Origin of the sequence: Mobilicoccus massiliensis (assembly GCF_000826525.2) — a bacterium.
GTDB lineage: Bacteria > Actinomycetota > Actinomycetes > Actinomycetales > Dermatophilaceae > Mobilicoccus > Mobilicoccus massiliensis.
Map to the genome: position 1 here is coordinate 215,131 of NZ_LN651330.1, position 24,940 is coordinate 240,070.

The 24,940-nt window shown below is 69.6% G+C and carries 20 protein-coding genes and 4 tRNA genes; 17 read left to right on the forward strand and 7 right to left on the reverse strand.

What is annotated here, in order from left to right:
* Positions 1-3 precede the first annotated feature (3 nt).
* The 3 genes from BN1197_RS10775 (at position 4) to BN1197_RS10785 (ending at position 3,816) form a co-directional block, all read left to right on the forward strand.
* Complete coding sequence (locus BN1197_RS10775; protein WP_040159375.1) at positions 4-1,188, forward strand: EscU/YscU/HrcU family type III secretion system export apparatus switch protein; 1,185 nt, start codon at positions 4-6, stop codon at positions 1,186-1,188.
* A gap of 206 nt (positions 1,189-1,394) precedes the next feature.
* The gene (gene flhA / locus BN1197_RS10780; protein ID WP_040159377.1) at positions 1,395-3,446 is read left to right on the forward strand and encodes a flagellar biosynthesis protein FlhA; all 2,052 of its coding nucleotides are present in this window, start codon (positions 1,395-1,397) and stop codon (positions 3,444-3,446) included.
* On the forward strand, positions 3,421-3,816 hold the full coding sequence (locus BN1197_RS10785) for a hypothetical protein (protein WP_040159380.1): 396 nt from the start codon (positions 3,421-3,423) through the stop codon (positions 3,814-3,816). Before flhA ends, BN1197_RS10785 begins: the two co-directional genes overlap by 26 nt.
* Positions 3,817-4,021: 205 nt before the next feature.
* On the opposite strand, the gene BN1197_RS10790 is transcribed toward BN1197_RS10785, so the two are convergent.
* From BN1197_RS10790 to BN1197_RS10815, 5 genes are all read right to left on the reverse strand, one after another.
* Positions 4,022-4,672, reverse strand: a complete 651-nt coding sequence (locus BN1197_RS10790) for a GntR family transcriptional regulator (RefSeq protein WP_040159381.1) — start codon at positions 4,670-4,672, stop codon at positions 4,022-4,024.
* Positions 4,673-5,082: 410 nt separating this feature from the next.
* A tRNA-Phe gene (locus tag BN1197_RS10800) sits at positions 5,083-5,159 on the reverse strand.
* Between the two features lie 13 nt (positions 5,160-5,172).
* Positions 5,173-5,246 (reverse strand) — tRNA-Asp (locus BN1197_RS10805).
* A 30-nt stretch (positions 5,247-5,276) separates the two neighbouring features.
* Positions 5,277-5,349: transfer RNA gene (locus tag BN1197_RS10810), tRNA-Glu, on the reverse strand.
* Between the two features lie 174 nt (positions 5,350-5,523).
* Positions 5,524-6,564, reverse strand: a complete 1,041-nt coding sequence (locus BN1197_RS10815) for a PHP domain-containing protein (RefSeq protein ID WP_040159385.1) — start codon at positions 6,562-6,564, stop codon at positions 5,524-5,526.
* Between the two features lie 55 nt (positions 6,565-6,619).
* Between BN1197_RS10815 and glyA the strand changes: the two genes are divergently transcribed.
* The 7 genes from glyA (at position 6,620) to BN1197_RS10850 (ending at position 14,506) form a co-directional block, all read left to right on the forward strand.
* Positions 6,620-7,891 carry a serine hydroxymethyltransferase gene (gene glyA / locus BN1197_RS10820; protein ID WP_040159387.1) on the forward strand — a complete coding sequence of 424 codons (1,272 nt, stop codon included), beginning with the start codon at positions 6,620-6,622 and terminating at the stop codon, positions 7,889-7,891.
* 217 nt (positions 7,892-8,108) lie between these two features.
* Positions 8,109-9,482: an L-serine ammonia-lyase gene (locus BN1197_RS10825; protein ID WP_040159389.1), complete on the forward strand. Its 1,374-nt coding sequence runs from the start codon at positions 8,109-8,111 to the stop codon at positions 9,480-9,482.
* A gap of 179 nt (positions 9,483-9,661) precedes the next feature.
* Positions 9,662-11,005: a TrkH family potassium uptake protein gene (locus BN1197_RS10830; RefSeq protein WP_040159391.1), complete on the forward strand. Its 1,344-nt coding sequence runs from the start codon at positions 9,662-9,664 to the stop codon at positions 11,003-11,005.
* Complete coding sequence (locus BN1197_RS10835) at positions 11,005-12,348, forward strand: TrkH family potassium uptake protein (protein ID WP_040159393.1); 1,344 nt, start codon at positions 11,005-11,007, stop codon at positions 12,346-12,348. The genes BN1197_RS10830 and BN1197_RS10835 overlap by 1 nt, the downstream gene beginning before the upstream one ends.
* Positions 12,338-13,024 (forward strand): potassium channel family protein, encoded by a 687-nt coding sequence (locus BN1197_RS10840; RefSeq protein WP_040159394.1) that lies wholly within the window; start codon positions 12,338-12,340, stop codon positions 13,022-13,024. The genes BN1197_RS10835 and BN1197_RS10840 overlap by 11 nt, the downstream gene beginning before the upstream one ends.
* A gap of 45 nt (positions 13,025-13,069) precedes the next feature.
* On the forward strand, positions 13,070-13,792 hold the full coding sequence (locus BN1197_RS10845; RefSeq protein ID WP_052466523.1) for a histidine phosphatase family protein: 723 nt from the start codon (positions 13,070-13,072) through the stop codon (positions 13,790-13,792).
* A 381-nt stretch (positions 13,793-14,173) separates the two neighbouring features.
* Entirely contained in the window at positions 14,174-14,506 is a 333-nt protein-coding gene (locus tag BN1197_RS10850; protein WP_141397269.1) for a hypothetical protein, read from the forward strand.
* Between the two features lie 179 nt (positions 14,507-14,685).
* On the opposite strand, the gene BN1197_RS10855 is transcribed toward BN1197_RS10850, so the two are convergent.
* Positions 14,686-14,761, reverse strand: a tRNA-Lys gene (locus tag BN1197_RS10855).
* A gap of 136 nt (positions 14,762-14,897) precedes the next feature.
* Positions 14,898-15,374 (reverse strand): nucleoside deaminase, encoded by a 477-nt coding sequence (locus tag BN1197_RS10860; protein WP_040159398.1) that lies wholly within the window; start codon positions 15,372-15,374, stop codon positions 14,898-14,900.
* A gap of 117 nt (positions 15,375-15,491) precedes the next feature.
* On the opposite strand from BN1197_RS10860, the gene BN1197_RS10865 reads away from it, so the two are divergent.
* The 7 genes from BN1197_RS10865 (at position 15,492) to treY (ending at position 24,940) form a co-directional block, all read left to right on the forward strand.
* Positions 15,492-15,902, forward strand: coding sequence for a GntR family transcriptional regulator (locus BN1197_RS10865; protein WP_245851892.1), 411 nt, complete (start codon positions 15,492-15,494; stop codon positions 15,900-15,902).
* Positions 15,895-16,596, forward strand: a complete 702-nt coding sequence (locus tag BN1197_RS10870) for an ABC transporter ATP-binding protein (protein ID WP_040159400.1) — start codon at positions 15,895-15,897, stop codon at positions 16,594-16,596. The genes BN1197_RS10865 and BN1197_RS10870 overlap by 8 nt, the downstream gene beginning before the upstream one ends.
* Positions 16,593-17,411, forward strand: a complete 819-nt coding sequence (locus BN1197_RS10875) for a hypothetical protein (RefSeq protein WP_040159402.1) — start codon at positions 16,593-16,595, stop codon at positions 17,409-17,411. The genes BN1197_RS10870 and BN1197_RS10875 overlap by 4 nt, the downstream gene beginning before the upstream one ends.
* 148 nt (positions 17,412-17,559) lie before the next feature.
* A complete protein-coding gene (ilvA, locus tag BN1197_RS10880; protein WP_095999899.1) occupies positions 17,560-18,819 on the forward strand; it encodes a threonine ammonia-lyase IlvA in 1,260 nt (419 codons plus the stop codon).
* A 225-nt stretch (positions 18,820-19,044) separates the two neighbouring features.
* On the forward strand, positions 19,045-21,663 hold the full coding sequence (locus BN1197_RS10885) for a DEAD/DEAH box helicase (protein WP_040159406.1): 2,619 nt from the start codon (positions 19,045-19,047) through the stop codon (positions 21,661-21,663).
* A gap of 89 nt (positions 21,664-21,752) precedes the next feature.
* A complete protein-coding gene (locus tag BN1197_RS10890; RefSeq protein WP_141397270.1) occupies positions 21,753-22,472 on the forward strand; it encodes a GNAT family N-acetyltransferase in 720 nt (239 codons plus the stop codon).
* The gene (gene treY, locus BN1197_RS10895) at positions 22,469-24,940 is read left to right on the forward strand and encodes a malto-oligosyltrehalose synthase (protein WP_040159410.1); all 2,472 of its coding nucleotides are present in this window, start codon (positions 22,469-22,471) and stop codon (positions 24,938-24,940) included. The genes BN1197_RS10890 and treY overlap by 4 nt, the downstream gene beginning before the upstream one ends.

Consider the following 24,940-nt stretch of genomic DNA (forward strand, 5'->3'; position numbering starts at 1 on the left):
GCCGTGGCCGAGGACAAGTCGAACAAGACCGAGAAGGCCACACCGCAAAAGGTCAAGCAGGCGCGCGAAGAGGGCAACGTCCCCAAGACGCAGGACCTCTCGATGTGGCTCACCGTGCTGATCTTCGTGGTCCTCGGGCCCGCCATGCTCACGAAGACCCGTGACAGCTTCTCCGAGATGATGCACGGCGTCGCGGGGGTCGCGGTGAAGCCCGAACTCGGAACGGCCACCCAGCTCTTTCGCCAGTCGATGATCGGGACCCTCACGCTCATCGCGCCCATCGTTCTCGGCTGCATGATCGCCGGCGTCGTCGGGCACGTCGTTCAGGGCGGCGTGAAACCCAGCCCCAAACGATTCAAGCCGAAATGGAAGAAGCTCAATCCCATCGGCGGGCTCAAGAACATGTTCGGTCTGCACGGGGTGTGGACCCTCGTGAAGACCCTCATCAAGTTCGTCGTGTTCGGGCTCGTCGCCTACAACATCGTCGCCGGCGCCGTGACGCAGATCGCGGGGTCGGGTTCGTGGTCGGTCGGCGCGGTGCTCCACGTCGTGTTCGACGCCTCGATGAACGTCATCCGCACGATCGCCGTCGTGGGACTCGTCATCGCCGCGGCCGACTACGCGATGGAGCGGCACCGCGTGAACAAGTCGCTGAAGATGAGCAAGGACGAGATCAAGCGCGAGAACAAGCAGCAGGAGGGCGACCCGATGGTCAAGGGCCAGCGTCGCGCCCGCCAGCGGGAGATGGGCCGGCGCCGCATGATGGCCGCCGTCGGCGAGGCGAGCGTCGTCATGACCAACCCCGCGCACGTCTCGGTCGCGCTGAAGTACGAGCGCGGATCCGGAGCACCTCAGGTCGTCGCCAAGGGATCCGGCCACCTCGCGCTGCGCATCCGCCAGGAGGCCGTCGCCCACGACATCCCGATCGTCGAGGACGTGCTCGTGGCCCGAATGCTCTACAAACTCTGCGACATCGACGAGTTCATCCCCTTCGAGCTCTACGACGCGATCGCCGAGGTGCTCGCGTTCGTCATGCACCTGTCCAACCGCGGCGCCGCGGCCGGCACCCACGAGTCGCCGCTGCGGCATCCCGACTTCGACGGCACCCTGCCCGACGACCTCACCGACGCGGCTCTCGGCATCCGCACCCCCGTCGACGACGAGACCCCGGCCGACGCCGCTGCCTGAGCGCCGACGCCGTTGCGGCCCGCTCAGATCGGCCATTCCCGGGCCGATGGGAAGGGGGTCCGTAGGCCGGGTGAGTGGGTGATGCCCGAAGGGGGATCGGGCGGCTCACCGCTCGACCTGCCCCGAGCAGCCCCGCCCGGTCACCGGCCCGAACGACGACCACCTGCCGTCATCCGGCATTCCGACCAGCAGCGAAGAGGTGAGGCGTGAAGTCGAGCCGACTGGGCATGATCGGCATCCCGGCCGCGATCATCGGCATCATCGTCATGATGGTCGTGCCAATGCCGCCTGCCCTGCTCGACCTGCTGCTGGCGTTCAACATCGGCCTGTCGGTGCTCATCATGCTCGTCAGCCTGCGGGTGACCAAACCGCTCGACTTCTCGATCTTTCCCGCGCTGCTGCTCATCACGACGCTGTTCCGGCTCTCGCTCAACATCAGCTCCACGCGGCTCGTGCTCAGTCGCGGCTACGCGGGCAAGGTCATCGAGGCGTTCGGTGACTTCGTCATCGGCGGCTCGCTCGTCGTCGGCCTCGTCATCTTCATCATCCTCATGGTGATCCAGTTCGTCGTCATCACCAACGGTGCCGGCCGCGTCGCCGAGGTCGCCGCCCGCTTCACCCTCGACGCCCTGCCCGGCAAGCAGATGGCCGTCGACGCCGACCTCAACTCCGGGCTCATCGACGAGAACGAGGCGCGCAAGCGACGCAAGGAGGTCGCCGCCGAGGCCGACTTCTACGGCGCGATGGACGGTGCCTCGAAGTTCGTCAAGGGTGACGCCATCGCCTCGGTCGTCATCACCGTCGTCAACCTCGTCGGCGGGTTCGCCATCGGCATGCTGCAACAGGGCATGAGCGCGCAGGAGGCGATGCACCGCTACAGCCAGATGACGATCGGCGACGGCCTCGTCTCACAGATCGCCGCCCTGCTGCTCTCGGTCGCGACCGGCCTCATCGTCACGCGGGCGACCACCGAGCAGGACATGGGCTCGGATCTGCTCGGTCAGTTCGGCAAGCAGAAGCAGGCCATGCAGATCGCGGGCGGTGCGCTGCTCACCCTCGGCCTCATCCCGGGGTTGCCCAAGGTGCCGTTCATCGTCCTCGGCATCGGTGCGCTGTTCCTCGCCACCCGCATGAAGAACGCCGACGACGCCGACGAACCCGAGCTGCCCGAGGTCGAGGACCTGCCGACGACCCCCCAGAAGGACTCCCCGCTCGCGATCGCGCAGGACATGCGCGTCGAACCCCTCGAGCTCGAACTCGCCTACGACCTCATCGACCTCGTCGACGCGGCCTCCGGCGGAGACCTCCTCGACCGCGTGCGCGCCCTGCGCCGCAAGCTCGCCCAGGAGATCGGCATCGTCGTCCCCCTCGTGCGCACCCGCGACAACCTCGACCTGCCGCCGCGGCACTACGCGATCCGCGTGCACGGCGTCGAGGTGGCACGCGGGCAGGCCCCGGCGGGCATGGTGCTCGCCATCGGCGACGACCTCGACTCCCTGCCCGGCATGGTCACCCAGGAGCCCGTCTTCGGCCTCGAGGCCAAGTGGGTGCCGGCCGAGCTGCGCGAGCACGTCGCCCTCGCGAACTCCACCGTCGTCGACCGCAGCTCGGTCGTGACGACGCACATGGCCGAGGTGGTCCGCGTCCACGCCGCCGACCTGCTGGGCCGCGAGGACGTCAAGATGCTCGTCGACATGGTCAAGCAGTCCAACCCCGTCGTCATCGAGGAGCTCACCCCGCAGCCGCTCTCGCTCGGCGAGGTGCAGCGCACGCTGCAGGCCCTGCTCGCCGAGCGCGTCTGCATCCGCGACCTCGTGCGTATCTTCGAGGCCATGTCGATGCGCGCCAAGGTCAGCCCCGATCCGGAGGGCCTCGTCGAGGCCGCGCGCACCGCACTCGGCCCGGCCATCGCCGCGAGCCACGCCGTCGATGGCCGCCTCTCGGTCATCACGTTCGACCCGATCCTCGAGCAGCGCATGCTCGAGACCCTGCGCCAGGGCGACTCCGGCTCGTTCCTCGTCATGGACCCGATGCTCGCCGAGCGCATCGCGATGGAGACCGCCCGCGTCGCCCAGGCCGCGGAGGCCGCCGGCGACCCGCCGGTGCTCGTCTGCGCCCAGCCGCTGCGCCTCGCCGTGCGCCGCCTGCTGGAGACCTCCGCACCACGCACCCCCGTGCTCTCCTACTCGGAGCTCGGTGGCCAGCTCACCCTCGTCACCTCCGGAGTCGTGAATGTCGCCGAAGTCACGGCCGCCTGAGCGCGGCAAGGGCGGCAAGAAGGGCCGCAAGGGCAAGAAGGGCCGGCAGGCCCCGGATGCCTCGGAGGTCCGTTACCAGGAGATCGTCGAGGAGCGTGGCGTGCCCTTCGGGCTCGTCGTCCTCATCGCCGTCGTCATGACCCTGCCCTCGCTCACCGGGTTCTTCGACGGGACCATGGAGTTCCGACCCGTGATCGTCCGCCTGCTCGCGGCACTCCTCGTCGCCTGGCTGCTGTGCCAGCTCGTGTACTCGGTGATCAAGTCCTTCGGCAAGGAGGAGACGACGGTCGTGACCGAGAACGTCGAGGAGCGGCCCGCCGACTACGGCTACGGCGACGACCCCTACGGCCAGGACCGCCCGGCATCCTGACCCGAGCCGACGAACGCGCCGAGACAGCCGGCGTTTCCGGCATGGTGCGCGTTGCGCGCGATGACAGGGTCGCCGAGACAGCCGGCGTTTCCGGCCTGGGCGAGTGGATACCGTGCGAGAGGCGAGCCCGGGCCCGGAAACGTCGGCTGTCTCGGCGCCTGGGGGCGGAAACGGCGGCTGTCTCGGCGGGTGGGGCGCTTTGCTCTCAGTGCTGGAGCAGGGCGCCGCGGGCGCGGCGGAGGTGGGAGCGCAAGGCGGCGAGGGAATCGTCGAGGTCGCCACGGGCGATCGTCTCGACGAGGGCCACGTGCTCCTTGTAGGCGGCCTCCATGCGCTCGTGCGTGGCTGCCCGCGACTGCCGGGAGGCGAGGCGTCGCTGACGGTCGCGCAGGCTCCGCATGAGGTCGACGAGGAAGCCGTTCTGGCAGGCCTCGACCATGACGAGGTGGAACTGGGTGTCGGCCTCATGGAAGCCGGCGAGGGAGCCGTTGTGAAGCTGGCTCTGCTGTTCGCCGACGAGCTCCCACATCCGGTCGACGAGCGCGCGCGGCGGTTCGGCGAACTCGGTGAGCACCTTGGTGGCGGCGAACGTCTCGATGAGTTCGCGGGCCTCCATGACCGAGGCGACCTCGTCGTCGGAGAGCGGCACGACGACGGCGCCCCGCTTGGGGTACAGCTCGAGCAGGCCCTCGGACTGCAGGCGCAGAAACGCCTCGCGCACGGGGGTGCGGCTGATTCCCAGCGCAGCCGAGACCTGACCCTCGGTGATGACCTCGCCGCCCGCGTGATGTCCGTCGAGGATCTTCTCGCGCGTATCGGTATAGGCCCGTTCGGTGGCCGACATAGCCCTGCTCATCCGTGTCCCTCCCAGTCAGTCCGGACTGCCCGCACACGTCAGATACAGCCGTGCGCTGCGGTCCCCCCAAGACTGACGCCATGAATGACGGTAGGGCATGAATCCGCCTCTGGCAACTGCATCGTCGCAGGTGAGAGGGGGTTTGGACCGGACGAGCGTCCGACTTGGAGACCCTCGTCGAGGGTTCGGCGAGTGCTGTTCGAGGCCGTCGATGACGGGCTCGGGAGTCCTGCAGGCGGGTCGCGGGAGGTGCCCGTCCACGCGCACCGGGCCACCGCGCGCGCCGGCCGTCGACGGGGGGCGGGGACCGGGGAGCCGGTCGATGCGGCCCTCGCCGGCGACGGTGTGGGACGAATGCGCCTGGAACGCACCGAAGCCGCAGACCAGAGAATCTGATCTGCGGCTTCACGTGGTGGCCAGGGGCGGGGTCGAACCGCCGACCTTCCGATTTTCAGTCGGACGCTCGTACCAACTGAGCTACCTGGCCCTGACAAGCTGGGCGACCCCGACCGGGCTCGAACCGGCGACCTCCGCCGTGACAGGGCGGCGCGCTAACCAACTGCGCTACGGGGCCTCGTGGATGAGGGTACTGCTCGTTACTGCGTATCCCCAACGGGATTCGAACCCGTGCTACCGCCGTGAAAGGGCGGGGTCCTAGGCCGCTAGACGATGGGGACCTGGTTGTCGCTCCAGGCCCTCGCCGTCGTGCTGACCAGGTGCTCACACGCAGCTCGAGTCTGTCGAGGACTTGATGAAGCATAGGGGACGAACCGCTCGACCTCCAAAACGAGCGTCGCCCGCGCACCGGCCGCCATCGACGCGCGTGACCTGGCGAGCGGGATCCTCGCAGCTCAGCGGGTTGTCCATGCGAGAAGCTCATCCACCGGCCAGGTCGTGACGATGCGGTCGACCGGCACGCCGAGGCGCGCGGCGCGTTCGGCCCCGTAGGCGAGGAAGTCGAGTTGGCCGGGGGCGTGAGCGTCGGTGTCGATGGCGAAGAGACATCCGGCGTCCATCGCGAGACGGATGAGGTCGTCGGGCGGATCGCAGCGTTCGGGCCGAGAGTTGATCTCGACCGCGACGTCGTTCTTCGCGCACGCGGCGAACACGGCCTCGGCGTCGAACTCGCTCGGCGGGCGGGTGCCCCGACCTCCGGTGATGAGACGGCCGGTGCAGTGACCGAGGACGTCGACGTGGTGATTCTCGACGGCACCGATCATCCGTCGGGTCATCGGGGCGCTGCTCATCCGCAGCTTGCTGTGCACCGAGGCCACGACGACGTCGAGCCGGCCGAGCATCTCGTCGGTCTGATCGAGCGATCCGTCGTCGAGGATGTCGACCTCGATGCCCTTGAGCAGCCGGAACGAGCCGTCGAGGTGGGCGTTGACGCGGTCGACGATCGACAGCTGCGTGGCGAGCCGCTCGGCGGTGAGGCCGTTCGCGACCTTGAGCCGGGGGGAGTGGTCGGTGAGGGCCTGGTACCCCCGCCCGAGCTCGAGGCACGTGGCGACCATCTCCTCGATCGGGGAGCCGCCGTCGGACCAGTCGGAGTGCGAGTGCAGATCGCCGCGCAGCCGCTCGAGGAGGGCGGTGGTCTCGGCCGTCTCCTCCACGAGTGGGCCGGCGTCGAGCTTGGCGAGGTAGTCGGGCGTCGCCCCCGCGAGCGCCTGCTCGATGACCTTGGCGGTGCTCGCGCCGATCGAGGGCAGATCGGTGAGCGTGCCGGCCTCCGCGCGGGCGCGCAGCTCGGACTCGTCGGTGGCGAGCACGACCCCGGCGGCCTTGCGGAACGCCTCGACCTTGCGGGTCTCGCCGCGCCGCCGTTCCATGAGGAACGCGATGCGGCGCAGGGCGTCGAGCGGCTGGATCGGGGCGGAGTCGGAGGAGACCATGCCTGATTCTGGATCACGAGCGTGCGGGGAGCCCGCCGTCTGCGAGACTGCCGCCATGAACCTGCTGAACCAGTCGCTGAACGACGTCGACCCCGAGATCGCCAAGGCCCTGGACGACGAGCGTCTGCGCCAGGAGCACACCCTCGAGATGATCGCCTCGGAGAACTTCGCGCCGGTGTCGGTCATGCAGGCTCAGGGCTCCGTGGCCACGAACAAGTACGCGGAGGGCTACCCGGGCCGCCGTTACTACGGTGGCTGCGAGCACATCGACGTCATCGAGGATCTTGCGCGCGACCGGCTCAAGTCGCTGTTCGGCGCCAAGTTCGCCAACGTGCAGCCGCATTCGGGCGCCCAGGCCAACACGGCGGTGTTCTTCGCGCTGCTGCAGCCGGGTGACACGATCCTCGGTCTCGACCTCGCGCACGGCGGCCACCTCACGCACGGCATGCGGATCAACTACAGCGGCAAGATGTTCGAGGTCGTTCCGTACCACGTCGACGATCAGGGGCTGGTGGACATGGAGGAGGTCGCCCGCCTCGCCCGCGAGCACAAGCCCAAGATGATCATCGCCGGCTGGTCGGCCTACCCGCGTCAGCTCGACTTCGCGCGATTCCGCGAGATCGCCGACGAGGTGGGTGCCTACCTCATGGTCGACATGGCGCACTTCGCCGGGCTGGTCGCGGCCGGGCTGCACCCCAACCCCGTGCCGCACGCGCACGTCACCACCTCGACGACGCACAAGACCCTGCGGGGTCCGCGCGGCGGCGTCATCCTCACCGACGACCCGGACCTGTCGAAGAAGTTCAACTCGGCGGTGTTCCCCGGCCTGCAGGGCGGCCCGCTGGAACACGTCATCGCGGGCAAGGCCGTCGCCTTCAAGCTCGCCGCCGAGCCGGAGTTCGCCGAGGTGCAGCAGCGCACCCTCGACGGCGCTCGCATCCTCGCCGAGCGCCTGACGCGACCCGAGATGGCCGAGCTCGGCGTCAAGGTCCTCTCCGGCGGCACCGACGTGCACCTCGTGCTCGTCGACCTGCGGGACTCCGCGCTCGACGGTCGTCAGGGCGAGGACCTGCTCCACCGCATCGGCATCACGGTCAACCGCAACGCGGTGCCGAACGACCCGCGCCCGCCGATGGTCACCTCCGGCCTGCGCATCGGCACCCCGGCCCTCGCGACCCGCGGCTTCGGTGCCGAGGAGTTCACCGAGGTCGCCGACATCATCGCCGAGGCACTGCACCCGGGCGTCGACGACGCGAAGGTCGCCGAGCTCCAGGGACGCGTCAAGGCCCTCAGCGAGAAGTTCCCGCTTTACCCGGCGCTCGCCTGACCGAACCTTTCGAGACGGCCCTCATCCCGCGCGCGGGATGAGGGCCGCCTTGTTCCACCTGCGGCCCGCCCCTTCGCCCTCGACCTCGACGCGTGGGATCCCGGATCTCGCGCGGGGTTTCGCCGCGAGCTGCCCGGGTAAGGTGTGCAATTCGGCGATCGACGCCCGAGCCCGACGGCCTCGCCGCCCCGCCGCCGCCTCAAGCCTCGGAGGAGACATGTCGCTCAGTGTGTTCGACCTCTTCTCGATCGGGATCGGCCCGTCGAGTTCCCACACGGTCGGCCCGATGCGTGCCGCGGTGATGTTCGTCGACGCCCTGCACGACGAGGGCCTGCTCGACGACACCACCCGGGTCAAGGCCGAGTTGTTCGGTTCGCTCGGCGCCACCGGCCACGGCCACGGCAGCATGACCGCCGTCATCCTCGGGCTCTGCGGTGAGCGCCCGGAGCTCGTCGACCCGCGGGCCGTCGAGGACGAGATCGCCTCGGTGCGGGAGCTGGAGTTGCTCAAGCTGCGCGGCGAGCGGGAGATCCGGTTCGTCGAGTCCAGCGACCTCATCCTCCACCGGCGCAAGAGTCTGCCGCTGCACCCGAACGGCATGACGTTCTCCGCGTACGGCGAGAACGACACCCCGTTGCTCGAGAAGACGTACTACTCGGTGGGCGGCGGGTTCGTCGTCGGCGAGGGTGCCGACGACGAGACGTCGATCGTCGAGGACACGACGCCGGTGGCACACCCCTTCCGCACGGGAGACGAGTTGCTCGCCGTGTGCGACGAGACCGGGCTTTCGATCGCGGAGGTCATGTTCGCCAACGAGCTGTCGTGGCGGCCGGCGGAGGAGGTCCGGGCCGGTCTGCTCGAGCTGTGGGCGGTGATGCTGGCGTGTATCGACGCGGGGATGCAGACCGAGGGGGTGCTGCCCGGCGGTCTGAAGGTGCCCAGGCGCGCGGCCGGGCTCCGTCACAAGCTCGAGACCGAGGTCGATCCGCAGGACCCGCTTCGTGGCATGGACTGGCTCACGCTCTACGCGCTCGCCGTCAACGAGGAGAACGCCTCGGGTGGGCGCATCGTCACCGCGCCGACCAACGGTGCCGCCGGCATCATTCCCGCGGTGTTGCGCTACTACGTCGACTTCGTGCCCGGTGCCGACGAGGACGGCATCGTCCGGTTCCTGCTCACCGCGGGCGCGATCGGCGTGATCTACAAGGAGAACGCCTCGATCAGCGGCGCCGAGGTCGGCTGCCAGGGTGAGGTCGGCTCGGCGTGCTCGATGGCCGCGGCCGGCATGGCCGCGGTGCTCGGTGGGTCACCGCGCCAATGCGAGAACGCGGCCGAGATCGGTATGGAGCACAACCTCGGCCTCACGTGCGACCCCGTCGGCGGCCTCGTGCAGATCCCGTGTATCGAGCGCAACGCCGTCGCGGCGGTCAAGGCCGTGACCGCGGCCCGCACGGCGATGCGTGGCGACGGCCACCACCTCGTCTCCCTCGACAAGGTCGTCAAGACGATGCGCGAGACCGGGCGCGACATGAAGGACAAGTACAAGGAGACGGCCCGCGGCGGACTCGCGGTCAACGTCATCGAGTGCTGACGGTGCGCCGGGCGCCCGGCGACTCGACGTGAGCAGGTGCCCTGCGAACGACGACGAATGACGGCGCCTGTGGAGGTCGGCGGCTCGAAGGTGCCACAATCGGGGGCCGTGGCCCGGTCGGGGATCGCCGAGCCTGACGCGCGTGCCCGGATCCCCACCATCGGTGAGCGGGAGAGCGCATGGCGAACGCGGTGGTGACCAAGGTCCTGCGGCGACCCGTTCGCCTCGTGCCGCTGGCCTTCTTCGGCGTCATCGTCGTCGGTACGTTGCTGCTCTGCATCCCCGCGACCCATCACGACGGGCAGGTGCGCCCGCTGGTCGCGGCGTTCACCGCGGTCTCGGCGACCTGCATCACCGGGCTCACCGTGGTCGACACCGCGACGTACTGGACCCCGCTCGGCCAGGTCATCATCCTGCTGCTCGCGCAGATGGGCGGCTTCGGCATCATGTCGATCGCCACGCTCATGGCGATCATCGTCAAGGGTCACATCGAGTTGTCGAACACCCTCGTCGTCCAGACCGAGACCCAGACCCAGGACCTCGGCCAGGCCCGCCGCGTCGTCGTCCGGATCGCCGTGAGCATGCTCGCCGCCGAGATGGTCTCGGCGATCATCCTCACCCTCCGCTTCCACTACACCCACGGCTTCGACTGGGGGCAGTCGATCTGGCACGGGATCTGGTACGCGTGCATGGCGTTCAGCAACGCCGGTTTCGCGTTGCAGAGCGACAGCATCATGTCGTTCGTCTCCGATCCCCTGACGATCGTCGTGCTCAGCCTCACCGTGTGGGCCGGCAGCCTCGGCTACCCCGTGTTCTGGGAGCTGCTCAAGAAGTGGCGCCGCCCGAACACGTGGTCGGTGCACACCCGGCTGACGTTCTACGGGTTCATGGTGTTGTTCGGCATCGCCTTCGCCGCGTTCCTCGTCTTCGAGTGGGACAACCCCGACACCCTCGGCCCGATGGGCCTGGCGAACAAGGTCACCGCCGCGATCGCGGCCGGGGTGATGCCCCGCTCGTGTGGGTTCAACATCGTCGATTACGCGTTCATCAAGGACGAGACGACGATCATGAACATCGTGATGATGTTCATCGGCGGCGGCAGCGCCGGTACGTCCGGCGGCATCAAGGTCTCGACGTTCTTCCTCCTCGCGTTCCTCATCCTCGCCGCCGCCCGCGGTGAACAGGACGTCACCGTCGCGCACCGCCGCATCGGCGACGAGACGCTGCGGCAGGCGGTCACGGTCGCGCTCATCGCCGTCGCCTGCCTCGTCGGGGGCACGATGGTGCTCGCGATCCTCACCGACCTGCCGCTACCGCACGTGTTGTTCGACGTGACCTCGGCGTTCGGCACCGTGGGGTTGTCGATGGGCATCACGCCCTCGCTGCCGGCGGGCGGCCAGCTCACGCTCATGATGCTCATGTTCCTCGGCCGCGTCGGCACCTTCACGGCCGCCTCCGCGCTCGCTCTGCGCACGTCGACGCGGCACTACCACCTCCCGGAGGAGCGCCCGATCGTCGGGTGATGTCCATGGTCGATCACACCCGCCGACGCAATCCGGCCCGCATCGTTCCCCTCTCGTTCCTCGCCGTCATGGCGGTGGGCACGATGATGTTGTCGTTGCCGATCGCCCACGCCTCCGGACGTACCGACGTGCTCGCGGCGGCGTTCACCACCGTCTCGGCGACGTGTGTCACCGGCCTGGTCACGGTCGACACCGCCACCTACTGGACCCCGTTCGGGCAGGCCGTCATCATCCTGCTCATCCAGATCGGCGGCCTCGGCACGATGACGCTCGCCACCCTGCTGGCGCTGCTCGTGCGCGGCCGGGTCAGGCTCGGCATGCTCATGCGCACGCAGACGGAGACCAAGACGATGGGTCTCGGCGACGTGCGCCGCGTCGTCGTCCGCATCGTGCTCGCGACCCTCGCGGCCGAGGGGGCGATCGCGCTGTGGCTCACCTGGCGGTTTCGCGCGGCCTACGACGACGACCTCCTCACCGCGCTCTGGCACGGGGTCTTCCACGCCGTCTCGGCGTTCAACAACGCCGGATTCGCGCTCTACTCCGACAATCTCGTCGGGTTCGTCTCCGACGGCTGGATCATCGCCCCGATCTGCCTGGCGATCATCGCCGGCGGCATCGGCTACCCGGCGTACTTCGAGCTGCTGCGACGCTGGCACCGGCCCCACGCATGGTCGATCTACCTGCGGCTGACACTCGCCGGGTACGCCATCCTGCTCGTCGCCGGCATCGCGGCGTTCGTGCTCTGGGAGTGGAACAACCCGGGCACGCTGGGCCCGTTGGATCTGTGGGGGAAGGTCTGGGGCAGCGTGGCCGGCGGGGTGTTCCCGCGCACGGCCGGATTCAACAGCATCGACTACGGGCAGATCCGCCCCGAGACCCTCGTCGTCGACCTCGTGCTCATGTTCGTCGGTGGCGGCAGCGCGGGCACGGCCGGCGGCGTCAAGGTGACGACGTTCTTCCTGCTCGCCTACGTCATCTGGTCCGAACTGCGTGGTTCGACGGAAGTGCGGCTCGGCAACCGGGGCGTCTCGCTCGCCGCCCAGCGGCAGGCGCTCACCGTCGCCCTCCTCGGCGTCGGGCTCGTGACGAGCGCGGTCATCGCCCTCATCGTGCTCACCGATCACCCGCTGGACCGGGTCGTCTTCGAGGTCGTCTCGGCGTTCGGCACCGTCGGCCTCTCGATGAACCTCACGCCACAGCTGCCCCCGGCCGCCCAGCTCGTCATCATGGGAGTGATGTTCTGCGGTCGTGTGGGCACCGTCACCGTGGCCTCGGCGCTCGCGCTGAGCCGCCCCCGCACCTACCACTACCACCTGCCCGAGGAGCACACCATTGTTGGATAGGAAGAGAATCCGCGGCGTCGCCGAATCCGTGCTCGTCATCGGCCTGGGCCGGTTCGGGTCGTCGGTGGCCACCTCCCTCGTCGAGATGGAGAAGGAGGTGCTCGCCATCGACGACAACCCGGTGCTCGTGCAACGGTGGTCGGGCGAGTTGACGCACGTCGTCCAGGCCGACACGACCGACGAGGAGGCGCTCCGTCAGCTCGGCGTCGCCTCGTTCGATCGTGCCGTCGTGGCGATCGGGTCGGACATCGAGGCGAGCGTCCTCACCGTCCTCGCGCTGTCCGAGGCGGGGGTGCAGGAGATCTGGGCCAAGGCCATCACCCTCAAGCACGGCAAGATCCTCGAACGCGTCGGCGCCCACCACGTCGTCTACCCCGAGCGCGCGATGGGGTTGCGGGTCGCGCACCAGATCGTCGGCACCATGGAGGACTTCATGGAGCTCGAGGGCGGCTACGGACTGGCCCGCATCCTCGCGCCGACGATCACCTGGGGCATCCCGCTCGGCAAGTCCGACGTGCGCTCGCGTCACCGCATCACGGTCGTCGGCATCAAGAAGCCCGGCATGGGCTTCACCTACGCCGATCGCGAGACCGTGCCGCGGCAGGGCGACGAGATCATCATCTCGGGTTCGGTGCGTGCTCTCGAGAAGTTCAGCTCGTTGCCACACGTGGACTGACCAGGGCCGACGCGCCGCCGTGCGTGTTTGCGTGATGATGGAGGCATGCGACTCCTTCTCATCCGCCACGGCCAGACGATGTCCAACATCGGACACCACCTCGACACCGCGGCACCGGGAGCCGACCTGTCGGATCTCGGCCGCGCGCAGGCCGCGGCCGTCCCCGAGGCCCTCGCCGATGAGCAGATCGACCTCATCGTCGTCTCCAACCTCGTGCGCACCCAGCAGACCGCCGCGCCGCTCGCGAAGGAGCGCGGCCTGGAGCCGTGGATGCGGCCGGGGATCCGCGAGATCGCGGCCGGCGACCTCGAGATGCGTAACGACGGGGCCGCCATCGAGGCGTACATCGAGTGCGTCTTCGGGTGGGGATCCGATCTCGACCGGCGGCTTCCGGGTGGGGAGACCGGGCGCGAGGTGCTCGAGCGGTTCGACGAGGTCGTCGCCGAGGTGGAGGAGCACGTCGGTGACGGGACCGCCGTGTTCTTCTCCCACGGCGCCGTGCTGCGCTACTGGGCCGGATCCCGCGCCGACGGCATGGACCTCGACGACGCCGCGGCCCACTGGCTGTCCAACACCGCGATGATCGTCGTCGAGGGCGACGCGTCGGGACGTCGCATCATCAGCTGGCTCGAGGAGCCCCTCGGCGGCGCCGCGCTTGGCACCCGCGAGAGCGGCGGCCCCGGTGGCGAGACCGAGGAGTCGGTCGACACCGACGGTGTCCGCGGTGGCGTCGACGAGGTGCGGGACGTGGCGGCGCGGGGACGGTGACGTCGAGCGCGGGTGTCGGTGTCGCGGCGGGTCGCTGGAGCCGGTGGCGGCGGCCATGCACGGGTTCGGTCGTCCAGACACGCCGTACCGCGCGTGCATCGAGTGCGGGAGACGTGCACGGATGACGTGAGGCGCGCGTGGGCGCCTCTCATCGCGTGGAGTGCGCGGACTGCCCGGGGTGCGTCCACCACACGGTTTGCATCGGGGCGGCCAGTCGTCGCACGGTGAACAGTGCGGGTCGACACGCGCAGGATCCACGGATTCGGTGTCGCGTCGGCCACACTGGACACCGTCCGGCGCACCGCGAGGGCTCCGGACGACGGAGTGCTCGCCAACGGGGTCGTCGCTTCACCTCATCGCACGAGCCGAGGAGATCAGGCCATGTCCGACACCACGACCCCTCGTCCGAACGGCACGATCACCGTCGCCACGTGGGAAGAAGCCACCGACGGACGCCGCGACACCAACCCCTTCGACTTCATCGAGGGCCAACTCATGCCCCACGGCACGCGCGTCGGCGTGTACGACGTCGTGCGTCGCTACTCCGACGAGGTCGCCGACTGCCTGCCCGACCACATCGACTTCGTCGACAACCGATTCGTCCGCCCCGCCGACGCCTCGACCGACCACCACGCCGACCGCCAGGCCGTCGTCGCCGCGATCTCCGAGGCCGACGCCCGCCACCGCCGCCTGGTCGAGGACTGGGTGCGCTGACACCACCGCGCAGAAGCAAGCGAAAGCGCCTGTCTGGGCCGTGAAAGGACGGTCGGACAGGCGCTTTCGTACCGTCCCCGGGTTGAAACCGCCTGTTTGAGCGTCGGGGTCAGGCGGACGACGCTCGGACAGGCACTTTCGTCGCACGAAACCGGGTGAAACCGCCTGTGCGAGCGGTGTGGTGGGCCCCGTCGGGCTCGAACCGACGACCAGCGGATTAAAAGTCCGGTGCTCTACCAACTGAGCTAGAGGCCCGGGATTCGGCCACCGGAGTTCCGGTGCTCACGCGCGCGTGAAGAATCCTCAGGGAAGTATGCCGCACGCGGCTGCCTCGGCAGGGTTCGGGGCCGTTCACGTGCCCGCTGCGCGCGGTGTTCCTCCGGGAGCCCTGTCAGCCGCGGGCGCGTCGATGGAGGGCGATGACCTCGGGGGTGAGTTCGGGGTCGGGGCCGTCGACGACGAGGCCGGGGGCGACGGTCTGGATCGGCAGCGGCGCGACCGGTGAGGCCGGCAGGCCCTCCTCGGCCGCCCACTCGGCCAGTCGAGCTCCCGACATCGCGTAGACGATGCGCCCCAGGCCCACCCACGCGTGGGCGGCCGCGCACATCGGGCAGTGCTCGCCCGAGGTGTAGACGACGCACCGCGCGCGGTCCTCGGGGGAGACGTGCTCGGCGGCCCAGCGCGCGATCGCGAACTCCGGATGCTGCGTCGCGTCCCCGCCGGCGACGTGGTTGTGGTCCTCGAACAACACGTCCCCGCCGCCGGAGACGAGCACGGAGCCGAACGGTTCGTCGCCCGACCGCAGCGCCTGCGCGGCGAGGTCGACGGCGCGGCGGAGAAAGCGGCGGTCGGTGTCGCTGATCGTCATGGACGGACCCTAACCACCTCCGTCGACAGCACGGGTGACTCGACCCTTGACGCACACCACCCGCCGTCTTACTGTATTAAGTACCTAATACAGCAATACGCGAGAGGAGGTGCAGGGATGGCGATGGACTTCGACGAGTCTCGACCGATCTGGCACCAGCTCGTCCACGAGTTCTCGCGCCGCATCGTCACCGGCGAATGGCCGCCGGGGGCCCGCATCGGCGGGGTCCGCGAACTGGCCGGCGACCTCGGCGTGAATCCCAACACCGTCCAGCGCGCACTCTCCGAACTCGATCGAGACGGACTGTGCCGCTCCGAACGCACGGCAGGCCGCTTCGTCACCGACGACGAGGCCCGCATCAACAGCCTTCGACAGTCGCTCGCCGCGGGCGCTGCCGACGACTTCATCACGCAGGCGAAGGGATTCGGCATCCCGCTCGCCGACGCATCCGCACTCCTCGCGAAGAGGTGGAACCACCATGACGACCCTCACCGCCCCGCCGACGAAACCGAGGCCGACGATGACTGACCAGGCCGCGATCGACATACGCGGACTCACCAAGAGCTACGGGCGCAACCGGGCGCTCGACGACCTCCACCTCACGCTGCGGCCCGGCCGGCTCGTCGGCCTGCTCGGTGAGAACGGATGCGGCAAGACCACCCTGCTCAAGATCCTCGCGGGGGTCATGCACGACTACGACGGCGACGTGATCATCGCCGGGCACCGACCCGGGCCGCAGTCCAAGGCGCGGGTCAGCTTCCTGCCCGACACGAGCTTCCTGCCCGACGGTGCGCGCATCGAGCGCTGCCTGCGTCTCTACCGCGACTTCTTCGCCGACTTCGACGAGGCGAAGGCGCGCGAGCTCATCGCCTCGTTCGGGTTCGAGACGTCGATGCGACTCAAGGACGCCTCCAAGGGCATGCGCGAGAAGGTGCAGGTCGCGCTCGCGATGTCGCGGCGCGCGCAGGTCTACCTGCTCGACGAGCCGATCTCGGGCGTCGACCCGGCCGCCCGCGACACCCTCCTTCGGGCCATCCTCTGCGATCCGCCCGAGGACAGCCTCGTGCTCATCTCGACCCACCTCGTGCACGATCTCGAGCCCGTGCTCGACTCCGTCGTCATGATGCGGCACGGCCGCATCATCCTCTCCGGCGACATCGACGACCTCCGCGCCGAACACGGCGTCGGACTGGACCAGCTCTTCAGGGAGACGTACCGATGACCACCACGCTGCTTCGCCACGAGTTCCTTCGCACCAAGGGGATGCTCGGTGTCATCACCGGCATCGTCGCTCTTCTCGTCGTCGTCGGGTCGCTGCTCGCGCTCACGCCGTTCGGGGCGGCCCAGGCCCTGGGCATGGTGATCGCCGTCGTCTCGCTCGGCGCCTACATCCCCGTCCTGCTCATCGCCATGGCGGTGGACTACTGGCGCAGTGCCTACGGCCGAACGGGCTACTTCGTCCACAGCATCCCGCTGACCGGAGGCCGCATCTACGCCGCCCGGTTGTTGTACGGCGCGGGAGTCGTCGTCGCCGGGTACGTCGTCGCGGGTCTCCTCGCCCTGCTGCCCGCGCTGGTCGCGGCGAGCCACCAGCGACCTGCCGGCACGGAAGCGTTCACCTATCTCGCGACGGCCGTCCGAGACGTGTTGCAGACCGTGACGCCGATGACGTGGGTCGCGCTCGCCGTCGCCGTGCTGCTGCTCACCTGGAGCTACCTGGTGCAGTACTACTTCGCCGCCTCGATCGGCAGCGGCCCGCGGTGGTCGTCGCTCGGCGCCTTCGGCCCCGTGGTCGTCTGGATCGCGCTGTACCTGGTCATGCAGGCCGTGATGATCGCCTCGGTCTTCGCCCTGCCGCTGGGGATCTCGGTCGACGGGGGAGCGCTGCACCTCGTCGGCGTCGACTATCTCGCAGCCGCCATGAGTGGCGCCGAGCCGAACGCGCTGCCCGGCGGGATGATCGTCGCGGTGCTGCTCGCGACCGTGATCTTCACCGTCTGGACGGCACGCTCCTGGAACCGCGTCAGCCTGCGGTGACGAACCGCACGCGCCATCGTCACGTCGCGACGCCGGAACCGCTGCGGTTCCGGCGTCGTGGCATGTCCGGGCACGCCGCCCCGGCTCAGGGCGACCGCGATGCGGACCCCGCGTCCCACGCCTCGGGCAGCGGGTGCACGATGGAACGGTGACCGTCACCGACACTCCCATCACTGCCCTCGACGTCGAAGCCGCCTTCGTCAGGCTGCGTTCGGTGATTCGGGAGACGCCGCTGATTCCGAGTGCACGGTTGTCGGAGGCCACCGGGGCGAACGTGTGGGTCAAGCGGGAGGATCTGCAGCCGGTGCGCTCGTACAAGGTGCGTGGCGCGTACAACCTCATCGCGCAGCTCACCTCCGAGCAGCGGGAGAAGGGTGTCGTCACCGCCAGCGCCGGCAACCACGCGCAGGGATTCGCGTTCGCGTGTGCGCAGCTCGGCCTCGACGGTCGTATCTACGTGCCGAGCACGACGCCACGACAGAAGCGAGAACGCATCGCGGTGCTCGGTCGTGGCCGCGTCGACCTCATCGTCGACGGCGAGACCTACGACGACGCAGCGGCCGCCGCGCTCGCCGACTGCGAGCGCACCGGCGCCGTCATGGTTCCCGCGTTCGATCACCCCGACACCGTCGCCGGCCAGGGCACGATGGCGATCGAGATCGCCGAGCAGCTCGGCCACGCCCCCGACGTCATCGTCATCCCCGTCGGTGGTGCGGGCATGCTCGCGGGCTGCGCCACGTGGCTCGCCTCGCGGCACCCCGGCACCCGCATCGTCGGAGCCGAGCCCAGCGGCGCCGCGTGCCTCGCCGCGGCGGTCGAGGCCGGCGAGCCCGTGACCCTGCCGCACATCGAGACCTTCGTCGACGGCGCCGCGGTGCGCCGGGCCGGCACGCTCACCCACCACATCGTCTCTCAGTACGACGTCGAGCTCGTCACCGTCGACGAGGGCCGCATCTGCACCGAGATGCTCGACCTCTACCAGGTCGACGGCATCATCGCCGAGCCCGCCGGCGCGCTGTCGTCTGCTGCGCTGCTCGACAAGGTCGACGTCCGGCCGGGTGAGGACGTCGTCGTCATCCTCTCCGGCGGCAACAACGACGTGTCGCGGTACGCCGAGATCGTCGAGCGCTCGCTCGTCGACCTCGGCCGCAAGCACTACTTCCTCGTCACGTTCCCCCAGGAACCCGGGGCGCTGCGCCGGTTCGTCGAGGAGATCCTCGGCCCTGACGACGACATCGCGCTGTTCGAGTACGTCAAGCGCAGCAACCGCGAATCCGGCCCGGCGCTCGTCGGCATCGAGCTCGCCCGCCCGGAGGATCTCGAGGGGTTGCTGCAGCGCATGGGCGAGAGCCCGATGACGATCGAACGCATCCCCGCCGACAGCCCGTTCTACCGCTTCCTCGTCTGACGTCGAGGAGCCCTCGTCGCGCTCCCGCCGGTGGTGGCGGAACCGTCTGTGCACGCCTCCCGTCGTCCGTGCACGCTTCGGGCCTACCGCGCACGCCGTACGAGAGCTGCTCGGAGAGCCCAACACGTGCACACGTTCCCCGATCGGCGGCGTGAGCATCGAGACGTCCGCGCACTGCGGCGCCGGGCGGGGCGCTCGGGCACGGTCTGGGAGGATGGAGACCTCATGACGACGACCCCCGCCCCCACGCTCACCGACGTGCTCTCCGGCCTCCGCTCAAACGACGCCAAGGCCCCCGTCGCGCCCGGCGACACCTCGGCTCCCGATCCCGACGACCTGTTCGCCGCGTTCGTCGACTGGGTGGTGCAGGCGCGCGGGGTCGAGCCGTATCCGCACCAGGAGGAGGCGCTGCTCGAACTCGTCGTCGGCAGCAACGTCATCCTCGCGACACCGACGGGATCGGGAAAGTCGCTGGTCGCGATGGGGGCACACTTCTTCGCGCTCGCCGACTTCGCGCGCACCGGGCGCCGCACCTACTACACGGCGCCGATCAAGGCCCTCGTCAGCGAGAAGTTCTTCGACCTTTGCGCGACGTTCGGAGCGCAGAACGTCGGGATGCTCACCGGCGACGCCGCGGTGAACTCGCAGGCGCCGATCATCTGCTGCACGGCAGAGGTGTTGGCCAACATCGCGCTGCGTGAAGGAGCGGGCGCGCCCATCGGCCAGGTCGTCATGGACGAGTTCCACTTCTACTCCGAGCCGGATCGTGGGTGGGCGTGGCAGGTGCCGATCCTCGAGCTCCCGCAGGCGCAGTTCCTCCTCATGAGCGCGACCCTGGGGGAGGTGTCGATGTTCGCCGACGACCTCACCCGCCGCACCGGCCGCGAGACCGCCGTGGTCACCGGCGCCGAGCGCCCGGTGCCCCTGACGTTCACGTACGCGATGACGCCGCTGCACGAGACGCTCGAAGAGCTTCTCACGACCCACCAGGCGCCGGTCTACGTCGTCCACTTCACGCAGGCCGCCGCGCTCGAACGCGCCCAGTCGCTCATGAGCATCATCGTGACGACCAAGGAGGAGAAGGCACAGATCCTCGAGGAGCTGCGGGGATTCCGGTTCGCCAAGGGCTTCGGCCAGACCCTCCAACGCCTGGTCAAGCACGGCATCGGGGTCCATCACGCCGGCATGCTGCCCAAGTACCGCCGCCTCGTCGAGACGCTCGCGCAGAAGGGCCTGCTCAAGGTCATCTGCGGCACCGACACGCTCGGGGTCGGGATCAACGTGCCCATCCGCACCGTCGTACTCACGGGGTTGACGAAGTTCGACGGCACCAAGCAGCGGCTGCTCAAGTCGCGTGAGTTCCACCAGATCGCCGGGCGGGCCGGACGAGCGGGGTTCGACACGAGCGGCGCCGTCGTCGTCCAGGCCCCCGACCACGTCATCGAGAACCACAAGGCCCTGCTCAAGGCCGGCGACGACGAGAAGAAGCGCCGCAAGGTGCAGCGCAAGAAGGCGCCCGAGGGGTTCGTCAACTGGAGCGAGGACACCTTCGACCGCATCCGCGACGCGGAGCCCGAGGCGATGGTCAGCCGCATGCGGGTGAGTCACGCGACGATCCTCAACATGATCCAGCGCGAGGGCGACGCGGTCACGGCGGTACGCAAACTGCTCACCGACAACCACGAGCCACCGGCCCGGCAGGCGCGGCTGCAACGCCAGGCCATCGAGATCCTGCGCACCCTGCTCGACACGGGCGTCGTCGAGAAGCTCGACGAGCCCGACGAGACCGGCCGCACCCTGCGCGTCATCGAGGACCTCCAACGCGGCTTCGCCCTCAACCAGCCCCTCAGCCCCTTCGCGCTCGCGGCGCTCGACCTGCTCGACCGCGACGACCCGCTCTACGCGCTCGACGTGCTCAGCCTCATCGAGGCGACGCTCGACGATCCCCGCCCGATCCTGCGCGCCCAGGAGTTCAAGGCGCGCGGCGAGGCCGTCGCCGAGATGAAGGCCGACGGCATCGAGTACGAGGAACGCATGGAGCTGCTCGAGGACGTCACCTGGCCCAAACCCCTCGAGGAGCTGCTCACCGCGGCCTACGAGACCTACCGCCAGACCCACCCGTGGCTCGACCCCGACGCGCTGTCGCCCAAATCCGTCGTCCGGGATCTCTACGAGCGGGCGATGACGTTCGGCGAGTACGTCGCGTTCTACGAGCTCGCGCGCGCCGAGGGCATCGTGTTGCGCTACCTCTCCGACGCGTACAAGGCGCTGAGGCAGACGGTGCCCGACTCGGCCAAGACCGAGGAGCTCGACGACCTCATCGAGTGGCTCGGCGAGGTGGTTCGGCAGACCGACTCCTCGCTGCTGGACGAATGGGAGGTGCTCACCGATCCCGAGCTCGCGACCCGCGGCATCGAGGAGGTGCGCGCCAAGGCCGCCGAGACGCGCCCGCTCACCGGCAACCCGCGCGCCCTGCGGGTGTTGGTGCGCAACGCCCTCTGGCAGCGCGTCGAGCTCGCGGCGCGGCGGCGCGTGGACGAACTCGGGGTACTCGATGCGCCGGCGACCCCCGGCGCGCCGGGCATGGACGCCGACGACTGGGACGCGGCGCTCGAGGAGTACTACGAGGAGCACGACTCGATCGGGACCGACCCCGACGCTCGGGGTCCCTCGATGCTCGTCCTCGACACCGAGAGCGAGCCCGGATACTGGATCGTTCAACAGATCCTCGATGATCCTGCGGGGGACCGGGACTGGCGCATCTGGGCCGAGGTCGATCTCGAAGCCTCGGACGCGGCAGGCGAACTCGTGTTCCGGGTCGTCGACGTGGGTCGTCTGGACTGACGGCGCCCGGCTCGGACTGAACGACATGGTGATGGTTCATTAACTTCGGTCCCCATGTGACTGAATGCAGTCGGACGTATGTTTCCAGCGTGCTTCCTTCTTCCTGCCGGATGGACACCCCGACCCCCAGGGACTGGCCCGTTCTTCGTGACCTGGTCGTCCGCGCCGACGCGACCCGTCAGTGCGCCGACCTGGCGATGGCCGTCGCCGAGGCACCCCGACCCGCCGAGGCCTGGCGGGAACGCATGGCCGGCATGTGCGGCGCCGGTCGCCTCATGCTCATCGCCCGCGATTCCCACGACCGGCCCTACGCGTTCGTCGCCGCCTACTCCGACGGCGAGCACGCGGATCGCGTCGTCATCGTTCGTCACCTGCTCGTGCTGCCGACCCCTGCGGCCGCCGACGCGACGACCCGGCTCCTGCTCGATCGCGTGCAGGAGTGGGCCGAGCAGCAGCGCGCACATGAGGTTCTTCTCGAGGTGGCCGCCGGCGACGCCGAGATGGCCGGCATCCTGCGCGAGCAGGGATACGAGACCACCGGTCGGCCTCTGCCGGCGGTCGACGCGCTGAACGAGGTGGCGGGGGAGGGCTCGTGGGCCAGTCCGCTGCGCAGACGCTCGAATGGCGCCGGGCCGTCGTCTGTCGGCCTGGCCAGGCGTTGTTCGCGGTCGCCTCCTGACGCGCCGAGCGCCAAGGTGGGCCGACTCGGCGCGCTGATCGAACGGCTGGACCAGTACCGTGGGGCGGGCGTGCGCCGCTCGGCGCGCGCTGTCGCGTCCGAGCTCGCCACGAGGAGCCCCCTGCCATGAACGTCACCGGTACCTACCGACTGCAGTTGCACGAGGGTTTCGGATTCGACGACGCACGGCAGCTCGTGCCGTACCTGTCCTCGCTCGGGGTCTCGCACCTGTACCTCTCGCCGATCCTCCAGGCGGCGAAGGGGTCGATGCACGGGTACGACGTCGTCGACCACACGAGGATCTCCGCCGAACTCGGCGGTCGTGAGGGCTTCGAGCTCCTCGCCGAGCGGGCCCGCGAGTTCGGTCTGGGCGTGATCGTCGACATCGTGCCCAACCACATGGCCTTCGTGGCCCCCGAGTACGTGAACCGCCCCCTCTGGGAGCTGCTCAAGGACGGTCGGGACGCCTCGACCGCCGAGTGGTTCGACATCGACTGGAAGGCCGGCGGTGGACGCATCGGCCTGCCGATCCTGGGTGCCGACCTCGACGAGGTGCTCGAGAACGACGAGATCACGCTCGACGAGATGGAGATCGACGGTCTCGTGCAGCCGGTCGTGCGCTACTACGAACACGTGCTGCCCGTTGCCCTGGGCACCGAGGGCGACGCGGACACGCCCGTGCGCGAGGTGCTCGAACGCCAGCACTACCGGCTCACGTCGTGGCGCGACAAGGCGACGGTGCTCAACTACCGTCGCTTCTTCGAGGTCGACCAGCTCATCGCCGTGCGGGTCGAGATCCCCGAGGTCTTCGAGGCCACCCACGCGTTGCTCCTCGAGCTGCACAAGCAGGGGCTCATCGACGGCTTCCGCATCGACCACCCCGACGGCCTCGCCGACCCGGCCGGGTACCTCGACCAGCTCCACCGGGCCACGCGCCGCGGCACGCCGGTGTGGGTGGAGAAGATCCTCGAGGGCACCGAGGAGCTGCCGACGTCGTGGAAGTGCGCCGGTACGACCGGTTACGACGGCATGCGCGCCATCACCGCGGCCCTCGTCGACACCGACCCCTCGGTGGCGGGGGTGATCACGCGCACGTGGGACGAGGCCGGCGGCGCGCACACCGTCGGCGAGGCCGTCGACGCCGCCAAGCGCCAGGTCGTCGCGCAGTCGCTCGGCCCGGAGGTCGAGCGGCTCACCCGCCGCGCCCGTGAGGTGCTCCCGGAGTTCGAACCCGAGCGCCTGCGCGAGGCCGTCGTCGAACTGCTCGTGGCCGGCGAGGTGTACCGCGCGTACGTGCGTCCCGACGAGCGGCTCAGCCCGCAGGCCCGGGAGCGGCTCACCGAGGCGTTCGCCGCGGCCCTCGAGGCTCGCCCCGATCTCGAACCGGAGCTTCGCGAGCTCGCGACCCTCGCCGTCGCGGAGGACGACGCGAACGCCGCGGCCGTCGACTTCGCGATCCGGCTGCAGCAGACGTGGGGTCCGGTCATGGCCAAGGGCATCGAGGACACGACGTTCTACCGCCACCACCGCCTCGTCGCGCTCAACGAGGTCGGCGGCGACCCCGAGCTGCTCGATCACGGCTCGCCCGCCGACCTGCGCGCCTGGGCCGAACGGCAGCAGCGGCACTGGCCCATCGGCATGGTCGCGCTCTCGACGCACGACACCAAGCGCAGCGAGGACGTGCGCGCCCGGCTGCTGGCCGTCGCCGGCGATCCCCAGGCGTGGGAGTCGTGTTCGGCCATCAGTCGTGAGCAGGCGCAGGAGTTCGGCATCGACACCCCCACGGCGCACCTCGTGTGGCAGACCCTGCTCGGCGTGGGGGCGATCAGCGACGAACGCCTCGAGGAGTATCTGCTCAAGGCGTTGCGCGAGGCCAAGGAGCACACCGCCTGGGTCGACGGCGATCCCGACTACGAGGCGCGGGTCGTGGAGTTCGCCAAGAAGCTCATCCGCGACGGGCGCCTGCACGACGTCGTCGACGCGACGCTCGCCACGCAGGCCGAGGCCGTGCGGGCGACCGTTCTCGCGCAGAAGGTGCTTCAGCTCACCTTGCCAGGTGTGCCCGACACCTACCAGGGCTGCGAGATCGTCGACCTCTCGCTCGTCGACCCGGACAACCGTCGGCCGGTCGACTACGAGCTCCGGGCCGCGCTGCTCGCCGCCGTCGACGAGACGGGGGTCGAGACAGAGTTGCCGAAGGTCGACGGCACCACCCCTCTCGACGTGGAGAAGTTGCTCGTCACCACCACGCTGCTGCGCCTGCGGCGGGAGTCGCCCGAACTGTTCGAGAGCGCCACCTACGCCCCCGTCGAGTCGGCACAGCCTCGGGTTCGCGACCACCTCGTCGGGTTCGTGCGCAATCACACCGGCAACTTCCTCGCCGGCGCCCTCGGTCTCGCGAGGACCGGCAAGGTGACGACGTTCGTCACCCGCGCCCCCGCCCGCCTCGCCGCCGACGGCGGCTGGGGGGATGCCACCGTCGTCCTCGAGGAGGGGGAGTGGAACGACGTCCTCACGGGTAAGACGATCGGCGGCGGGGAGCAGCGCCTCGCAGAGGTGCTCGACCGCCGCCCGGTCGCCGTCCTCGTCCAGCGATGA